The organism is Sphingobacterium sp. UBA3519, from assembly GCF_002377215.1.
Lineage (GTDB): Bacteria > Bacteroidota > Bacteroidia > Sphingobacteriales > Sphingobacteriaceae > Sphingobacterium > Sphingobacterium multivorum.
The window spans coordinates 12,970-31,081 of sequence record NZ_DFPI01000030.1; the positions used below are offsets into that span (position 1 = coordinate 12,970).

An 18,112-nucleotide genomic window follows, 5' to 3' on the forward strand; every position below is an offset into this window, starting at 1 on the left:
ATGTTGAGCTAAAATAGGATTTCGCCTGTAGTATCTGGTCACTGAAATGTCAAGAGGAAATACTTTTGGGTAGAGGAGGGGCGACTTATTCTGTATTGCCAAAATATATTTATTTTCACAATTTTATTGTCAAAAGGGGTGCAATTCCTCGTTAATTATGGCATTTATTCTTATCTTTAGGCGAATTTTTGAGAAATTCAGATTTTTCAATGATTTCACATAGCATTAAAAATTAAACATATTTCTAATAGATTACTATGTCAAACAAATCAAAAATTGTTTGGACAAAAACAGATGAAGCTCCTTTATTAGCGACTTATTCGTTTTTGCCTATCGTTCAAGCGATTACAGCTACAGCTGATATCGATGTTGAATTGAGAGATATCTCTTTAGCAGGCCGTATTCTTGCTAGCTTTCCAGAATTTTTAAAAGAAGATCAAAAAATTGCTGATGCATTGGCTGAGTTGGGTCAGTTGGCAACAACTCCTGAAGCAAACATCATTAAATTACCGAATATCTCCGCCTCGATTCCGCAGTTAAAAGGTGCTATCGCTGAATTACAGCAAGCAGGCTACGCTGTTCCAAACTATCCTGATGAAGCGACAACAGAAGAGGAAAAGTCAGCTAAAGCGAAATATGCCAAAGTATTGGGTTCTGCGGTAAATCCTGTATTACGTGAAGGAAACTCAGATCGCCGTGCGCCTAAAGCGGTTAAGAACTATGCAAAAGCAAACCCACATAAAATGGGTGCTTGGGCGAAAGATTCTAAAACAAAGGTTGCGTCAATGACTTCAGGTGATTTCTATGGCTCAGAGCAGTCTGTAACCGTAGAAAATGAAGGCCAATTTAAAATTGAGTTTGTTGATGAGCAAGGTGCAGTAACAGAATTAAAAGGACTTTCGCCATTGAAAGCGGGTGAAGTTATTGATTCTTCAACGTTGAGTTTAACAGCATTGAAAGCTTTTGTAGCAGATGCTATCGCTGAAGCGAAAGCGGCAGGGGTATTGTTGTCTGCACATTTAAAGGCAACAATGATGAAAGTTTCTGATCCGATTATCTTTGGTGCTGTTGTTGAAACTTATTTTGCAGATGTTTTTGCGCAATATGGCGATTTATTCAAAGAGCTGGGTATCAATAAAAATAACGGCTTAGGTGAGGTTTATGCTAAAATCGCGGGCCATGCAAAAGAGGCTGAAGTGAAAGCTGCTATCGACGCTGCTATCGCAAACGGCCCTGCTTTAGCGATGGTAAATTCGGATAAAGGCATTACAAATTTCCACGTGCCTTCTGATGTTATTATTGACGCTTCTATGCCAGCAATGATCCGTATTGGTGGTAAAATGTGGAATAAAGACGGTCAAGAAGAAGATACTATTGCGATGGTTCCTGATCGTTGTTACGCTGGCGTTTACGAAGCTACAATTGAAGACTGTAAGGAGCATGGTGCCTTAGATCCTAAAACAATGGGTTCTGTGCCAAACGTAGGTTTGATGGCGCAAAAAGCTGAGGAATACGGATCTCATGATAAAACTTTTCAAGCTGCAGGAAACGGCGTTATTCGCGTGGTGGATGCTGAAGGAAATGTTTTCATGGAGCAAAAAGTGGAGACAGGTGATATCTTCCGTATGTGTCAAACGAAAGATGCACCAATTCAAGACTGGGTGAAATTGGCTGTGAATCGTGCTCGTTTATCTGAAACTCCAGCTATATTCTGGTTAGATGAAAACCGTGCACATGATAGAGAAATCATCAAAAAAGTAGAAAAATACCTGCCAAACTTTGATACAACTGGTTTGGATATTCGTATTTTATCTCCGATTGATGCGACGAAATTCTCTTTGGAACGTATTCGTAAGGGCGAGGATACCATTTCAGTAACTGGTAACGTGTTGCGTGATTATTTGACGGATTTATTCCCGATCTTAGAAGTGGGTACATCAGCTAAAATGTTGTCTATTGTTCCATTGATGAATGGTGGTGGTTTATTTGAAACAGGTGCTGGTGGTTCGGCTCCGAAACACGTAGAACAATTCCTTCAAGAGGGTTACTTGCGTTGGGATTCATTGGGTGAATTTTTGGCGCTTGGTGCTTCTTTGGAACACTTGTCTCAAACACAGAATAATCCAAAAGCGCTTGTATTGGCGGAGACCATGGATGAAGCAACAGAAAAATTCTTAGCGAACGATAAATCTCCGGCACGTCGAGTTGGTCAGATTGATAATCGCGGATCACATTTCTATTTGACACTATACTGGACTCAGGCTTTGGCGGCACAGACAAAAGATGCTGAATTGGCAGAGAAATTTGCAACTGTTGCAACGGTGTTGACAGATAATGAAGCGAAAATCAATGAAGAACTGATCGCTGCACAGGGGCATGCACAAAACATCGGCGGTTACTATTTCCCGAATGATGAATTGGCTGCTAAGGCAATGCGTCCTTCTGAAACATTAAATAATGCAATTTCTAGCATTTAAGCGGTAATTGTTTTCATAAAAAAAGAAGCCCATTTCGATTGATCTGGGCTTCTTTTGTTGTTTGCAAAAACGAGTATTTTTGCTATTTTAATGGATACTTGACACCTGTAAAGGTCATCTTAACAGGTATGATATGTCCATTTTTGTCAAATTTCATTTCCTCGATACAGGTGACGCGCTCATTGGCCCCATCTTTGCCAAGCGGTCTACGGTGGTAGACGATAAAATACTTGTCTTTGTTGGGTACTTTGATGACTGAATGATGTCCGGCGCCAACAGCGACTTCGGGATCTCGTTCTAATATTGTCCCGATGCGCTCAAAAGGCCCAAATGGCGAATCGGCGATGGCATAAGCGACTTTGTAGTCGGGGCCTGTCCAACCGCCTTCCGACCACATGAAGTAATATTTTCCATCTTTTATAAACATAAATGGTCCTTCAACGTAATCTTTAGGGGTGATTTCTTTGTAAAAGCTACCATCATCAAAAGGGAGCAAGCCGGTGAAATCTGGCTTGAGCTTCACCATATTGCAATGCTTCCAACCGCCGTAATACATATAGAAAGTTCCGTCTTTATCTTTAAAAACAAACTGATCTATCGGTTGAGCGCCATTGATAATATCGTTGATTAAGGGTTTGCCCAATAGGTCGCTATAGGGACCTTCTGGCTTGTCGGCCACAGCCACCCCGATGCCTCCGATCTCGCCTTGATGTACATCATTGGCTCCGAAAAATAGGTAATATTTGCCTTTGTTTTCCAATACCGCTGGTGCCCACATAGCTTTTTTCGCCCATTTGACATTGCTGTTTTCCAAGATGCGGCTGTGTTTTGTCCAGTTGGCCAAGTCGGAAGATGAAAACGCGTCGAAGAATATCTGCTCTTCATAAGGTGCCGAATAGGTCGGGAATATCCAGTATTTATTGCCATAGATAATACCTTCAGGATCGGCATAGTTTCCCTTGATGACAGGGTTCTTCTGGGCAAAAAGTGTCGCGGTTAAAAGTAAGGCTGTTGATGTTAAAAATGTTTTAATCATTGTATCGGTTTAAACCTGTAAGATACAGGATAAATATGGATCGGGATGAGTCAAAATGAATCATTTTTATGCTCATTTATCTCATTATTTTTTGAAATGTTAAAATTTTGTTAAAATAATATTGTGCTTTCGATTGTTTCCGATTTATTTCACATATTTGTTTATGTCATTTCCAAATGGCATAAATACTTTTCATAAAATAGGTTAATAATATGGCTAAGATACCCAAAGTCTCCCAGACTTTGGGTGTTTTTTATTCCCGCTCTAACCCAAAAATCATGACTAGTTTTCTGTCGTTGTATAAATTTAAGGTTTGTTCGGCTATGTCAAATTGAATTTGTTTTTGTTCAAAAATTTGGAAAAAGTCATTTTCGATATTTTGGCCATTGCAGCCACGCATGGTGCTTGCTAGGTGTATAAAGCTGATTTTGTCCCCTTTAATAGTGAAATTTCCCCAAAAATTGTTGCATCCCGTTGTTCCGGTAATCGTGCCATTTCGGGCATCGAACCCGATGCTTGCTTTGCTGTCGGTGACATCCTTTCCATTTAACTGAAGTAAATTCCATTTAAAACGAGCCAGAAATGCGGCCACACTGGGCAGTTCATTTGTACGTTCTTTTGAGACAACTTCAATTAAGCTGTATCTGATGGTGTCTGTATCTTTTTGTTTCGTTTGTTTTACCCGAATGCGGTAACGGTAGCCCTCTTGGTAATCGAAACCTTGAATGGTTGCAGCGAGGTATTCCCATTTATTTTTTTTATCAGATTTTATCTGCAGACACTTCAATTTACCAAGGTTCTGAGCATTTACGTAGTTTTCTCCAACTTCCCATGTGTCCACAGCCGTCTCTTCCGATAATGATTTTGTGATCGTTTTGGCTAAGCTGTATGTTGGACGTGAACCGTTTTGACGTTTGAGGATCTTGATGTCATATTCAAATTTGGGATCATAATCAAATTGGCGTATCTCGGTATTGAATTTCTCCCAATCTTTACTGTTGTAGTACTTGACAAGATAAGGTGGTGTTTGGCGAAGACCGGATTTTACTTTTACACGAAATGAAGAATTCTGCGCGAGTAGGCTGTGACAGGGGAATAAGAGTGTTAAAAAAAGGAGTAATGAACTGTATGTGGAAGGCTTCTTCATAATTAGAAAGTAAATATCAATAAAAACGTATCTTTAAACATGAATATTGCACGATTGAATCTGTGCCTGCTGTTTACATTTTCGCTGTTAAGTTTGCAGGTGTACAGCCAAAATAGGAAGGATTATTTTAAAACGCAAATTGCTCTTGGGGAACTGACTGATCCACAATTGAAGGAAGTGTCGGGTATTACACCGGCATATCAGGAGGGTAATTTTTGGGTACACAATGATAGTGGTGACGGTGCAACTATTTATTTAATTGATCGTCAGGCCAAACTACTGAAAAAATTTTCACTTGAAGGAGTCTCTGTCGTCGACTGTGAGGATATCGATCGGGTGAAAATTGGAGATACCTATTTTCTCGTCCTCGCGGACATCGGAAACAACGCCGGGAAAAGAACCTGGACATGCCTGTATGTATTTCCTGAGCCTCAGGCCGATGATCCTGGGCTTATTCCGAAGAAGTCCATTCGGGCTATCTTTCTTAAATTTCCTGGCCGGCAACGGTTAGATGCCGAATCGATTATGATTGATCCAATTGACAACATGTTGTATGTTATATCTAAACGTGAATTTCGATCGACTGTTTATGGCGCCGAAGTATTTACAAATGTTAAACAGCAATATTTCACCTTAAATAGGATAGCAGAGCTGCCATTTACTTTTGCTACGGCTTCTGCTATAGATCAGACAGGTACACAACTGCTTGTAAAGAATATTACCCATATTTTCTATTGGCAGAGAAACCGAAGTGAATCCTGGAAGCAGGTATTGCAACGAAAGCCAGCTATTCTGCCTTATCAGGTAGAGCCGCAGGGGGAAGCAATAGCTTTCGATAGCAATGGAACTGGATTTTATACAATTAGCGAGCGTCCATTTGGTTTAAAATCCTATCTTTATTTCTTTGAAAGAAATCAATACATTTATGATAAACACTAGACCTATTTTCAGTTATTCGATGCATAATTTTCATCAAACCGATCCTATCAAAAGCGGCCTATTTTGTCTGGCCGGTATTAGACAGCTGTTAATTGCATTCACTTTATTTTTATGCACACTCACGAACTCCTACGCTGCAAAAGTGGATACTCTTTCCATTCAGAGCCCGTCCATGGGTAAAGCAATTAAGACAGTCGTAATTCTTCCGCAAAATTACTCGAGCAAAATCAATTATCCCGTCCTTTACCTATTGCATGGTTATTCCGGTAATTATAGCAATTGGGTTAAAAATTCAAGTGTAAGCGCATTGGCAGATCAGTATGGTTATATGGTGGTTTGTCCCGATGGCGGTTTTGGAAGCTGGTATTGGGACATCGCGAACGATAAAAACTACCAATATGAAACCTTTGTGTCCAAAGAGCTGATCGATTATGTAGATCAGCATTATTCAACGATCAAAGATCGGAGCGGAAGGGCTATTACGGGTTTAAGTATGGGCGGGCATGGCGCGCTCTCGCTGGCCATAAAACATCAGGATAGTTATGGCGCTGCAGGAAGTACGGCCGGTGGGGTAGATTTTAGACCTTTCCCCCTAAATTGGGAAATTAAAGATCGCATAGGGAATTATGCTGATGTATCGCAAGAATGGGATAATCGTGTTGTTATGAATATGGTTCCCAAATTAATCAATAATAAACTTCGCTTAATCATCGATTGCGGTAAGGAAGATTTTTTCTACACGGTGAATGTTGCGCTGCATGATAAATTGATGTACCATAATATAAATCATACCTTTGTTACAAGTGAAGGTGGACACAATTGGGAGTACTGGTCTCGGTCAATTGTTTATCAAATGGCTTTTTTTAAGGGATATTTTGATCAAGCGAAGAAAAGTGAAAAGAAAAATGGATAAATATTTGGCATAAATGAATAAAATACTATTTTTGTTAAACAGAGACCTTAACTAACAAATTATAAACTTATTATTAAGCCTTACAAATTGTAAGGCTTTTTTATTATTTTCAGCAAAATTTTGACTTCACTTGATTATGTTTAAACCTATAAAGGTTGTTTTTTGTCTTTCTTCCATTTTGTTCTGCGCGCAGCAAGCGTATAGTCAACAGTCTAAATCTATTTCGGGGTTTGTTAGGGACAGTATCAGCGGTGAGAATATTATTGGTGCCGTGATACGAAACGATGCGGAGGAAAAATCCACTGCGTCAAATAAATATGGTTTTTTTAGCTTGTCTGTCCGTGATGGCAGCAAAGGGATAGAAGTATCGTCGGTAGGCTATCGAACAAAAGGATTTTCTGTTTATCTGGATAAGGACTCCACTTATATTATTCAGTTGGTACCTGAGGAAAATCAGCTCGCCGAGGTTACCGTGACCGGAAATAGGCGCAAATCAATAAAGGATCTAACGCCTGGGCTTACGCAGTTTAGCCCTAAAGAAATCGAAAAAGTCCCTGTACTATTTGGAGAAAAAGATATTCTCAAGACCATACAGCTATTTCCAGGAGTAACCAGTGGTGGGGAAGGAAGCAGCAATTTTTATGTGCGTGGTGGTGGTGGCGACCAAAACCTGATTTTGCTGGATGAGGCTCCTGTCTATAACAGTTCCCATCTGTTCGGTTTTTTCTCGACCTTTAATTCCGATGCGATCAAAGACGTTAATTTCTACAAGGGTGGGGTTCCGGCTCAATATGGGGGTAAAATTTCGTCGGTTATGGAAATAACCACCTTGGATGGAAACAATCAGCACTTCAACGTAGAAGGTGGCTTGGGACTTATCGCCTCGCGTCTTAAATTGGAAGGACCTATTCAAAAAGGCAAGAGCTCATTTATGATCTCCGGCAGACGTACTTATGCGGATCTTTTCTTAAAACTTTCAAGTGATGAGAATATTAAGAAGAGTGCGCTCTTTTTTTATGACCTCAATGCAAAGTTTAATTATCGCATCAATGATAAGAATACACTTTACTTGTCTGGATATTTCGGTAAGGATGCAATGGCTTATCATGATTTGTTTGATTTCAATTGGGGAAATGCGACTGGAACCATGCGTTGGAACCATGTCTGGAGCAATAGGTTGTTTAGCAATACAACGTTAATTTTTAGTAAATTCAATTATCAGGTTAAGATTGAGGATGATAATAACTTTAAGATCCGCTCAGATATCTTTAATTACAATTTTAAGCAAGATTTTCAGTACAATCTTTCGGACCGTCACAATCTAAAATTTGGATTGCAGGCAGCCCTGCAGGAAATCCGACCGGCAAGTATCGAAGCGGGGGAAGATTCGAAGGTGAATTCATTGCAAATTCAACATCGTAAGGGTGTTGATGTTGCTGCATATCTAACCGATGACTGGTCAGTTACCGACCGTTTAAAATTAAACTTTGGACTGAGAGCATCCGCTTACGCAGCATTGGGACCGGGAACATTTTATACTTTCGATCCTGCTGGCGAGGCCGTGGATTCTACCTATGTAGGAAATGGCAAGTTGGGTAAAAAGTACGTCTATCTGGAGCCTCGCATTTCCTTAAACTACGCGATCAATGATTTGACAACGGTAAAGGCTTCGTTTAATACCAATGTTCAGTATTTGCATCAACTGAGTAATACGACCAGCAGCCTTCCTACCGATCAATATGTACTGAGCAATAATACAATTAAGCCGCAGTTATCCAATCAGTATTCGCTGGGTTACTTTCGGAATTTTGCATCCAACAGATATGAATTCTCTGTTGAAGGTTATTATCGAGATTTAAAGAACCAGATTGACTATAGGAATGGCGCCGATCTACAGGCAAATGAATTGCTGGAAGGGGAATTGCTGTTTGGAAAAGGTAGAGCGTACGGCATTGAATGGTTTCTGAAAAAGAGACTGGGGCGATTTAGCGGCTGGCTGAGTTATACTTTATCCAAAAGTGAGCGCCAATTTGAACAGATCAATGATGGTGCGTGGTTTAGTGCGCGGCAGGATAAAACCCATAATATAGCCATTGTGGCGCAGTATCAGTTAAATCCGAAGTGGAATTTGAGCGCCAATTTTGTCTACTATACAGGTGACGCCGTAACGATGCCCGCGGGGAAATATTTTGTTGACGATCGTACGATCTTCTATTACGATAAAAGAAATGGGCAGCGGATGCCAGCTTATCACCGCCTGGATTTGGCAGCAACTTATGATATTAAGCGAACAAAGAATAGCTACTCGAGCTTGTCGTTTGGTCTCTACAATGCCTATAACCGAAAAAATGCCTATTTGATCGACTTTAGAGAAAAAGAAGGACAATCCAATGTCACCGAGATTTATCGGATAGCATTATTTGGAGCGATACCATCGATTACGTGGAATTTTAAATTTTAGCAAAGTATGAAGAAGATATTAGGAGTTATAGCTGTTGCATTATTTACTTTAGGGAGCTGCGAAGACAAAATAGAATTGGAACTGCCCGAAAATACAGGTCAATTGGTTATCACCGCAGATTTGATGGTTTCGGATCAACAGCATGAGATTAGTATACAGCAGGTTGTAAGTATTAAAGACTCGCTGTTTTCTCCGATAACAGATGCAGAAGTGATCGTTAAGAATATGCAAAATAATCGCACTTATACGTTTCAAGCGGGGGCTGACGGGCTGTATACCAATAAGACATTACGGTTACAGGAGAAGGTCACTTACCAGTTGCAGGTAAAGACCGCTGATGGAAGGGAGATCCAAGGGGTATCAAAGGTTCCCAGCTATGTGGATGTGGATTCTATAGGGCTTTCACAGCGCATTATTTTTACTGATACCATTTATTATCCAACTCTCGTATTTGTTGACCCCCCGGAAAAAGGGAATTATTATAAGTATAAGATGTCGGTGAATGGAGGTAAACTACGTTTTATTGATGTCTTTAACGATAAGTATAACAATGGCTTAGAGGTGCAGCATGATATTGTCGACCGCGATAGAGATTTGAAAGTTGGTGATCGTGTGCGTATCCTACGTCAATGTATCGATGTAGGCGCCTACAATTACTGGAATAGTTTTCAAATGATTAATCCTGGTTCGGCTTCGCCATCTAATCCGATTTCAAATTTAAGCAACAATGCATTGGGGTATTTCAGTGTCAGTGTAGGTAAATATTATGAATCTGAGGTGACGTTTGCTAGAAGTAAACCTTAATCTATTCTCGAAAGCTGATAGTTATTTTTTAATAGAAATTCTATTGTTTTAGGGAGAACATATTCGACACGGGGAATGGCTTTGATATTATCATGAAAAATAATAACAGAGCCATTTTTAATGTTGGGCAAAACGTTTTCGAGGCATTTCTGGGGACTTAAATTCGGATCAAAATCACCCGACATAATATCCCACATGATCACACGGTATTTTTTATAGAGTTGACGGAGTTGGGATTTTGTTGCTCGGGCATAAGGCGGGCGAAAAAGATCGGTTTGGGTCAGTTCCTGGCATTTTGCAACATTTGCCAAATACTGCTCATCATTTGTCTCCCAGCCTTTGAGGTGATTGTAAGTATGGTTGCCCAACTGATGTCCTTCCGCTAAAATTCGTTGAAACAAATGTGGATTTTTTTTAATATTTTCACCAACACAAAAAAATGTTGCCTTCACCTGATATTTTTTTAGGATATCGAGTATAAAAGGTGTAATTTCAGGAATTGGACCATCATCAAAAGTAAGATAGACTTTTTTTTCATGACGTGGCATGTTCCATATTGATTTGGGATATAGCCATCTAAGGAAAAATGGAGATTTGACAAAATACATAACCGATAAATGAAGTTCAAATCTAAAAAAAAATGTATGGTTCTACATATGGACATGAAAAGATTTTATTATTCTGCAGTAGTATTTACTGGGTTATTTCTTGGAACTAATGTTTTAGTTCAAGCCCAACAGGTTGTGGGGGTGGCCGAGGCCATTCGTATGACATTGGAACGGAACGTACAGATAAAGCAAGCGGCCCTGAACAAAGATCTTGCTGAGCAGGACCTGTTTCAGGCAAAAAGTAATTTGTTGCCAAACCTGAGTGCTACTGTGGATCAAAGTTTCCGTTATGGTTTTGGTTTCGATTTAACTTCTGGACGAATCGTTAATAACACTTGGACAAAAGGAACCAGTGGCTCCGTGGGATCTAGTGTCAACTTATTTCAGGGTTTTCAGCAGGTCAATCAGATCAAAGCGAATAAATTGCAACTGGAGTCTACAGCGACTCAGGTAGATAAGATCAAGAATGATCTCGTGCTCAATGTGTTGGTGAATTATTTGGAAGCAATAACCAATCATGAGATGATGGTTGCCAGTGAAGATCAGATTGCTTTATCAAAGCAACAATTTTCTTTGGACTCCATCCAATTTGCAGTTGGTAATAAAACAATTGCCGATCTTGCTAAGTCAAAAAATCAGGTTGCCACAAATGAACTGAACAAAGTTAATCTAAAAAATTCATACGAAATGTCTTTGTTGACCTTGAAGCAGTTGATGGAAATGCCTCCTGAAACCGTTATTTCTTTGGAACGCCCGAGTCTGGAAGCCATATTGGTTCATGCAGTGGATAAGAATGCCGTGGATGTTTACCAAAAAGCGCTCACCTTACAGCCCGATATTCACAAATCTGCATTGGATAAAGAGGTGGCATTGAAACAAATCGATATCGCGAAGGGAGGCTATTATCCTACACTCAATCTGAATGTGAGTTATGGAACGAATTACTCCTCTGCAACGACAAGACAAACCGATCCCTTAGATCCTGCAACTCTTTTTAGAGTGCCCTTTGGCCAGCAAGTATCGGATAATAAGTCATTTTTCACAGGTTTATCTCTTGCTATTCCTATTTTTTCGAGAAATCAGAATAAAGTGAATGTGGCCAAGGCAAAGATTGGTTTGAAACAGGCGGAGGCATCCGAGCAGTTGGCAAAAAATAACTTAAACAAGGCCGTTAATCAGGCTGTATTGGATGTGAATGCGGCCAAACAACGCTATAGCTCGGCTACTGTAGCATTTGAAAGTGCTGAAACAGCATTCAAGGCAACAAAGGAGCGTTATGATATTGGTATGGCGAATTCACTGGAATTGTTTACAGCTCAAACAGAACGAAATAAGGCCGAATTTGACCTTATTCAAGCAAAATATAACGTAATATTCAGATCGAAGATCATCGATTATTACCTTGGAAATCCAATTCAATTCGATAACAATTAATCTATTTGAACTAACAAAAGAAATGGCAAAGAAAAAACGTAGCATTGGAAAAATTATACTGATCATCGTAGTGCTCTTGGTGGTCCTTGGCTTCATAGGTTTTAAAGCTGGCTGGTTTGGAAAGGGAGAGATTACTAAAGTCGCTGTGGATGTCGTAAAGGAGGCCGATGTCGATGAATTAGTTTCTGCGAGTGGGAAGATTCAGCCTGAGGTGGAGGTTAAGTTGAGTTCGGAGGTATCTGGAGAGGTTGTTGAGCTTAACATTAAAGAAGGTGATTTTGTTAAAAAAGGACAGGTGCTCTGTCGCATCAAACCTGATATTTTGCAGTCTGGTTATGATCGTTCGGTTGCGGCAATGAATTCACAGCGGGCCAATCTCGCAGCTGCACAACAGCAATTAAAACAACAAGAAGAAAACTTCAAAAATGTTGCCGCTACCTATAAACGGAATCAGGAGCTTTTCGAAAAACGTGTTATTTCTGCTTCAGAAATGGATAAAAGTTCTGCCGAATATTTTGCTGCACAGGCTTCTATCCAAGCACAAAGGGAAACGGTACGTTCGACAAAATATGGCATTGACCAATCACAAGCGTCAGTAAAAGAAGCACAGGATAATTTGAATCGGACGACAATCTATGCGCCCTCAGATGGTATCATCTCGCTCTTGTCTATCGAAAAGGGAGAGCGTGTTGTTGGAACGGCGCAGATGGCAGGTACAGAAATTATGCGTATAGCCAATATGAGCTCGATGGAGGTTAATGTCGATGTAAATGAAAATGATATTAATAATGTAAGGGTAGGGAATCAAGCTGAGATCGAAGTCGATGCTTTTAAGGATAGGAAGTTTAAAGGTGTTGTGACGGAAATTGCTAGCTCGTCTAAAAATATAGCAACAACAACGACGACGACATCATCGACAGATCAGGTAACAAATTTTAATGTAAAAGTGCGCATCAGTGCAGAATCGTATCAGGACTTGATGAAAGAGAACGTTGCATCGCCATTTAAGCCAGGGCTTTCAGCAACCGTTCAGATATTTACAAAACATGATAAAGGGCTGGTTGTTCCGATTCAATCGGTAACTGTGCGTTCTGATGATAAAGATTCTACCAATACAAATAAGAAAGTGGAGGAGTATGTATTTGTCCTAAAAGATAAAACTGTTAAGCAGGTGTTGGTAAAGACCGGTATTCAGGATGATAAAAATATCATCGTTACCTCAGGGCTGAAAAAAGGGGATGAAGTGGTCTCTCGGCCATTTGATGCTATTTCAAAAACTTTAAAGGATGGTAGCCAAGTTGAAAAAGTGGACAAGTCAAAGTTATAAATCTCTTTGTAGATAATAATTAATAAAAAGGGAATTGTTTTTAATAATTCCCTTTTTATTTTCCTTATAATTTATTAAATTTAGATATCCCAATTTTTAGCGGCTTATGAAGAGGCTATTGGCTTATTTTAAATTTAATAAAACAGAACAAAATGGGTTTTTCATTATTTTGGTAATCATTGTGTTGTTTGTGACGATCTATGCTTTGATTAAAAGCAATACGCGCGATCCAATTCCCAATCAGGCCAAATTATTTGAACAATCCTTTCATGACTCTCTTGAGGTCTCTGGTCCGGTAAACAAACAGGAGGTCGAGGCAACCTATTCGACTAAAGACAAAAGTGCGGGGGCAATATCTGAACATTCGGTTTTGGAAGAGACCAAACTATTCTATTTTGATCCAAACAATTTACCACACGCTGATTGGCATAAGTTGGGGCTTTCTGATAAACAGATTGCGGTCCTGAAAAACTATGAAAAAAAAGGTGGAAGGTTTAGAGTAAAAACCGATCTGAAGAAAATTTACTCGATCAATGGCCGACTTTACAACAGATTAGAGCCCTACATTCAAATCAAAACAATGCCTGATTCAGCGCGAACAAAACAACAAAATAAAGCGCCTTTGCTTTACGATAAGTTTGAAAGAAATAAAGCCGAGCTTATCGATATTAATACCTGTGATACCACAGCATTAATCAGTCTTAAAGGGATAGGTTCGGTTCTATCCAAACGCATTTTGAAATATAAAGAGGTTCTTGGTGGGTTCTACCGCATAGAACAATTAAAGGAGGTTTATGGAGTTACAGCCGAGACCTATGACCAGATTAAAGACTATATTGTTGTAGCCAATTTAGATGGAATCAAAAAAATCAATATTAATAAGCTTGATGCAAATTCATTGGCCAAACATCCGTATCTTAGCCCTAAAGATGCGAAACTAATCGTCAATTATAGGGATCAGCATGGAAGTTATGTCAATATTGAGGACTTGACAAAAATAGGAACACTTTCAGATCTTGCGATTGCGAAGATTGCGCCTTATTTAATATTTGAGAATGATTCAAGATAAATTGAAACTGGAAATCCGGGATATTGTGGATTTTCCTAAACCTGGTATTGTCTTTAAAGATATTACCCCTTTGTTGAAAGATGCGGCATTGTGTAGCGAAATGGTTGATGCGATTATTGATCAATTGCAAGGCATAGAGATAGATGCTATTGCTGGAATTGAGAGTCGGGGTTTTCTATTTGGATTTTTACTTGCCAATAGGCTGGGCTTGCCTTTTATTCCAATCCGAAAACAAGGTAAATTGCCTTTTAAAACCGTATCTGAATCCTATGCACTGGAATACGGCCAGGCAACCATTGAAATCCATGAAGATGCTTTTGAAAAAGGAAGCCGTATATTGGTTCACGACGACCTTTTAGCGACAGGGGGTACCGTCGTTGCCGCCAGTAAACTTATTGAACGACTTGGTGGGGAGATTGTCGCCTACAGTTTTATTATCTCTTTGGATTTCCTTAAAGCGAAAGGACGGTTATCTAGGTTCAGTGATAATATCTTTTCATTGGTAAGTTATTAATTTTGAAATATACGATTTAGAGCAATTCACATGATACTTTTTGCAAACGCTAAACTAAATATTGGGCTGCAAGTCATTGCCAAGCGTACGGATGGTTATCATGAACTGAATAGCGTTTTCTATCCACTTCCGATTTACGATATTATCGAATTATTGGAAACGACTGCTGCGGAGACAACACTAAACATTCAAGGGGAACGTATCCCAGGGAATCTCCATGATAACCTTTGTATAAGAGCTTTTGAATTGTTGAAAAAAGATTATGGCATTCCACCCGTTTCCATTGATTTGGTCAAACAAATTCCGATTGGAGCAGGATTAGGCGGCGGTTCTGCGGACGCGTCTTTTGTTTTGAAAGGACTTAATACGCTCTTTCAATTGAATCTTACTGAAGAGCAGCTGGCGGGATACGCCGCAAAGCTAGGTGCCGATTGTCCTTTTTTTATCGCAAATAATCCTGTTTTTGCAACAGGTATTGGGACAGATTTTAAAGACTTAAATCTAAATCTGGATGGCTACCATCTTGTGGTAATTATGCCTAATATTCATATTTCTACGGCTGAGGCTTTTGCTGCTGTGCAACCTAAGGCACCCGAAGTTAATTTGGAAGAAGCGATTCGTTTGCCCATCCAAGAGTGGAAGTTTCATATTCGAAATGATTTTGAGGATGGTATTTTCGAAAGTTACCCCTTGTTGAAAGAAATCAAAGAAACTTTATATCAAAAAGGAGCAATTTACGCTTCTATGTCAGGGTCCGGAGCAGCCATTTATGGTATATTTTGGGAAAAGACAGATTTAAACGAACTTGCGAAATATGGCAAGATCTATCATCCGACCAAGCTTTAGAAGTAATATCGACTACTGAAAAAGGTGTTATGTATAGCTGTCCAAACAGGTATACATAACACCTTTTTTTATAATTAATATTCTTCTTCCACCTGATAGTTGATGAGTTCGCGAGCCTCGTTTAAGACCTTTTCTTTCCGTTCTTTTGTTAAGTTTAGGAGATCCAATTTCTCGGGATTACTCACGATATCTTTTACCAAAATAAGTTGATTTTTGAGCAGTTGCTGTTCCTCAAGGTCGGAAAGAGTTGTGAGACAAGTGACCGGATAGAAAACAGCTTTGTCTACTCTCTTTTTGATGCTATTTTCTTTTGGATAATCCCAAGAAAGCAAGTTGATACGATAGTATTTGGCAAAATCAATCGAGTCGGAGGTGAAGTATGCATTGGTAATCAGCCAGCCTTCTTGAAACTGCAGCTGTTTTCCAAAAAACTGATAATTGATATTGCTGATATCTTTGAATCTTGAAAGATAATACATGGGCGTCGTTACGGATATTTTTGCGTCAATATCGTTTCGAAATTTGCATTCGGCGGTGATCAGTTTACCGTCCTTATAGGCTACAACATCCAATTCATGGGAAACGGCATGTCCCTGTACGGTCTGTCCGGTGGTGCTTTCATATCCGATGGATCGCAGAAGGTGGGCAATGTATTTTTCGAAGTAGAAACCTTCGGGGCCAAGTTCACGCAGGGCTTTCTTAAGGCTGTAGCGAGCGGCGTAAGAATTTCGCACAGTTTTTAACGTATCAAAGGCCAGCTGATAGAGTTCTCTTGTTGAAATCCCATCATATATTTCGTTGAGTACCTTATCGTAGACCTGATTGACCTGGTCAGCATTGGCACCGGAACGAGAAAGCGAACGACGTAGCGATTCACCATTAAAGGGTACCAATTCACCAGAATATTTTTTGATTTGCATGTATCTCTAATTTGTTAAATACGAATATAAGAGATGTCGTCGGAGAAACAACATAAAAAACTATTATTCTATTCCTAAACTTTTTTAGGACACCATTTGTTTATAACATGTACGATAAATAAAATGGAGATAATTATGAGTAACCTACTAAACTTTGCATTTGATAAGATAAAAACAAAGATCGAAGACGATTGTATCGAAGAAAATATTGGCACCTCTGAGCGTGTTCTGTCGGTGATTGCCGGCGGATTCATATTGGGCTTGGGTGTTAAAAAACTTTTTAAATCACCACTGACTGGATTATCAGGATTGACCCTTGGCGGAGCGCTGATCTATCGCGGCGTAACTGGTCATTGTGATGTTAAGAAAGTGCTGGAAGATAAGGATATCAAAAAAGTAGAGGTGATTGAACACCGCTATTTTGTTAAATAACACAAAAAAAAGAGGCCAGTACATTTCATGTACTGGCCTCTTTTTTGTATTTATCTGTTTGAACAGGTGGGAATGATTATACATTAAAACGGAAGTGCATGATATCGCCATCTTGGACAATATATGTTTTTCCTTCCACCGATAACTTTCCAGCTTCTTTTACCGCATTTTCGGAGCCAAGTGAGACAAAATCGTCATACTTGATTACTTCAGCGCGGATAAACCCTTTTTCGAAATCTGTGTGGATTACACCTGCAGCCTGAGGGGCTGTAAATCCGTTCTCAATCGTCCAAGCGCGAACTTCCTGTACACCAGCGGTAAAATAAGTCGCCAAATTTAAAAGCGAATATGCAGCGCGGATGAGCTTATGTACGCCAGATTCTTCAAGACCCAAGTCGTCTAAAAACATCTTTCGTTCTTCGTAGCTTTCCAGTTGTGCGATTTCAGATTCGATCTGTGCTGAGATAATCAATACCTCGGCTTTTTCATCCTTTACAGCTTCCTTAACACGTTCTACGTAAGCGTTACCTGTATTAACAGAACCTTCATCTACATTACATACATAAAGTACAGGTTTAGCCGTTAACAAGGCTAAATCCTGGATAAACTCAAAATCTTCAGCTTCAATTGCTGCTGTACGGGCGGATTTTCCAGCTTCAAGATGATCTTTGACGATTGATAGGATGTCAAACGTTCTTTTTGCATCTTTATCGCCGCCTGTTTTAGCCATTTTTTCTACCTTCTGGATACGTTTTACTACAGTGTCCAAATCTTTAAGCTGCAATTCGGTGTCAATGATTTCTTTATCTCTGATTGGATCTACCGAACCATCTACGTGGATCACGTTCCCATCGTCAAAACATCTTAAAACGTGAATAATAGCATTTGTTGTACGAATATTTCCTAAGAATTGATTGCCTAAGCCTTCACCTTTTGAAGCTCCTTTCACAAGACCGGCGATATCGACAATCTCGATGGTGTTTGGAACAATTCGTTGCGGGTTGACTAATTCAGCTAATTTATTGAGACGGGCATCCGGTACGGTAATTACCCCAACATTTGGTTCAATTGTACAAAATGGAAAGTTAGCCGCTTGCGCTTTCGCGTTCGACAAACAGTTAAATAATGTTGATTTACCGACGTTTGGTAAACCTACGATACCGCATTGTAAAGCCATATATAGTG

At 39.6% G+C, this 18,112-nt stretch carries 16 protein-coding genes; 11 read left to right on the plus strand and 5 right to left on the minus strand.

Annotation, left to right across the window (positions count from 1 at the left end; all coding sequences use genetic code 11):
* Nucleotides 1-257: 257 nt before the first annotated feature.
* Nucleotides 258-2,477, plus strand: coding sequence for an NADP-dependent isocitrate dehydrogenase (locus B3297_RS19435; RefSeq protein ID WP_286779322.1), 2,220 nt, complete (start codon nucleotides 258-260; stop codon nucleotides 2,475-2,477).
* Nucleotides 2,478-2,559: 82 nt separating this feature from the next.
* Here B3297_RS19435 and B3297_RS19440 read toward each other — a convergent pair whose 3' ends face one another.
* Together B3297_RS19440 and B3297_RS19445 are read right to left on the minus strand one after the other, a co-directional pair.
* On the minus strand, nucleotides 2,560-3,513 hold the full coding sequence (locus tag B3297_RS19440; RefSeq protein WP_115048517.1) for a glycoside hydrolase family 43 protein: 954 nt from the start codon (nucleotides 3,511-3,513) through the stop codon (nucleotides 2,560-2,562).
* 253 nt (nucleotides 3,514-3,766) lie between these two features.
* Nucleotides 3,767-4,660 (minus strand): DUF4377 domain-containing protein, encoded by an 894-nt coding sequence (locus B3297_RS19445; RefSeq protein WP_286779323.1) that lies wholly within the window; start codon nucleotides 4,658-4,660, stop codon nucleotides 3,767-3,769.
* Between the two features lie 39 nt (nucleotides 4,661-4,699).
* Here B3297_RS19445 and B3297_RS19450 point away from each other — a divergent pair, with 39 nt between their 5' ends.
* From B3297_RS19450 to B3297_RS19465, 4 genes are all read left to right on the plus strand, one after another.
* Complete coding sequence (locus tag B3297_RS19450; protein ID WP_286775407.1) at nucleotides 4,700-5,599, plus strand: hypothetical protein; 900 nt, start codon at nucleotides 4,700-4,702, stop codon at nucleotides 5,597-5,599.
* Nucleotides 5,586-6,512: an alpha/beta hydrolase gene (locus B3297_RS19455; protein WP_312194605.1), complete on the plus strand. Its 927-nt coding sequence runs from the start codon at nucleotides 5,586-5,588 to the stop codon at nucleotides 6,510-6,512. The genes B3297_RS19450 and B3297_RS19455 overlap by 14 nt, the downstream gene beginning before the upstream one ends.
* Nucleotides 6,513-6,648: 136 nt before the next feature.
* Entirely contained in the window at nucleotides 6,649-8,973 is a 2,325-nt protein-coding gene (locus B3297_RS19460; RefSeq protein ID WP_070560867.1) for a TonB-dependent receptor, read from the plus strand.
* Between the two features lie 6 nt (nucleotides 8,974-8,979).
* Nucleotides 8,980-9,777, plus strand: coding sequence for a DUF4249 family protein (locus tag B3297_RS19465; protein ID WP_070560865.1), 798 nt, complete (start codon nucleotides 8,980-8,982; stop codon nucleotides 9,775-9,777).
* Here the strand turns inward: B3297_RS19465 and B3297_RS19470 are convergent.
* Nucleotides 9,774-10,325: a polysaccharide deacetylase family protein gene (locus tag B3297_RS19470; protein ID WP_376745399.1), complete on the minus strand. Its 552-nt coding sequence runs from the start codon at nucleotides 10,323-10,325 to the stop codon at nucleotides 9,774-9,776. The genes B3297_RS19465 and B3297_RS19470 overlap by 4 nt on opposite strands.
* A 114-nt stretch (nucleotides 10,326-10,439) precedes the next feature.
* Between B3297_RS19470 and B3297_RS19475 the strand changes: the two genes are divergently transcribed.
* From B3297_RS19475 to ispE, 5 genes are all read left to right on the plus strand, one after another.
* The gene (locus B3297_RS19475; RefSeq protein ID WP_159332923.1) at nucleotides 10,440-11,819 is read left to right on the plus strand and encodes a TolC family protein; all 1,380 of its coding nucleotides are present in this window, start codon (nucleotides 10,440-10,442) and stop codon (nucleotides 11,817-11,819) included.
* Nucleotides 11,820-11,841: 22 nt separating this feature from the next.
* Nucleotides 11,842-13,146 (plus strand): efflux RND transporter periplasmic adaptor subunit, encoded by a 1,305-nt coding sequence (locus B3297_RS19480; RefSeq protein WP_070560902.1) that lies wholly within the window; start codon nucleotides 11,842-11,844, stop codon nucleotides 13,144-13,146.
* A 106-nt stretch (nucleotides 13,147-13,252) separates the two neighbouring features.
* Complete coding sequence (locus tag B3297_RS19485; RefSeq protein WP_070560859.1) at nucleotides 13,253-14,215, plus strand: helix-hairpin-helix domain-containing protein; 963 nt, start codon at nucleotides 13,253-13,255, stop codon at nucleotides 14,213-14,215.
* A complete protein-coding gene (locus B3297_RS19490) occupies nucleotides 14,202-14,729 on the plus strand; it encodes an adenine phosphoribosyltransferase (protein ID WP_046676245.1) in 528 nt (175 codons plus the stop codon). Before B3297_RS19485 ends, B3297_RS19490 begins: the two co-directional genes overlap by 14 nt.
* Before the next feature lie 30 nt (nucleotides 14,730-14,759).
* Nucleotides 14,760-15,575 (plus strand): 4-(cytidine 5'-diphospho)-2-C-methyl-D-erythritol kinase, encoded by an 816-nt coding sequence (ispE, locus tag B3297_RS19495; protein WP_115048527.1) that lies wholly within the window; start codon nucleotides 14,760-14,762, stop codon nucleotides 15,573-15,575.
* Nucleotides 15,576-15,649: 74 nt separating this feature from the next.
* On the opposite strand, the gene B3297_RS19500 is transcribed toward ispE, so the two are convergent.
* Complete coding sequence (locus B3297_RS19500) at nucleotides 15,650-16,495, minus strand: ATP cone domain-containing protein (RefSeq protein WP_286779324.1); 846 nt, start codon at nucleotides 16,493-16,495, stop codon at nucleotides 15,650-15,652.
* A gap of 135 nt (nucleotides 16,496-16,630) precedes the next feature.
* On the opposite strand from B3297_RS19500, the gene B3297_RS19505 reads away from it, so the two are divergent.
* Nucleotides 16,631-16,927 carry a YgaP family membrane protein gene (locus B3297_RS19505; RefSeq protein ID WP_046676248.1) on the plus strand — a complete coding sequence of 99 codons (297 nt, stop codon included), beginning with the start codon at nucleotides 16,631-16,633 and terminating at the stop codon, nucleotides 16,925-16,927.
* Nucleotides 16,928-17,003: 76 nt separating this feature from the next.
* Here B3297_RS19505 and ychF read toward each other — a convergent pair whose 3' ends face one another.
* Nucleotides 17,004-18,104, minus strand: a complete 1,101-nt coding sequence (ychF, locus tag B3297_RS19510; RefSeq protein ID WP_070560853.1) for a redox-regulated ATPase YchF — start codon at nucleotides 18,102-18,104, stop codon at nucleotides 17,004-17,006.
* Nucleotides 18,105-18,112 lie beyond the last annotated feature (8 nt).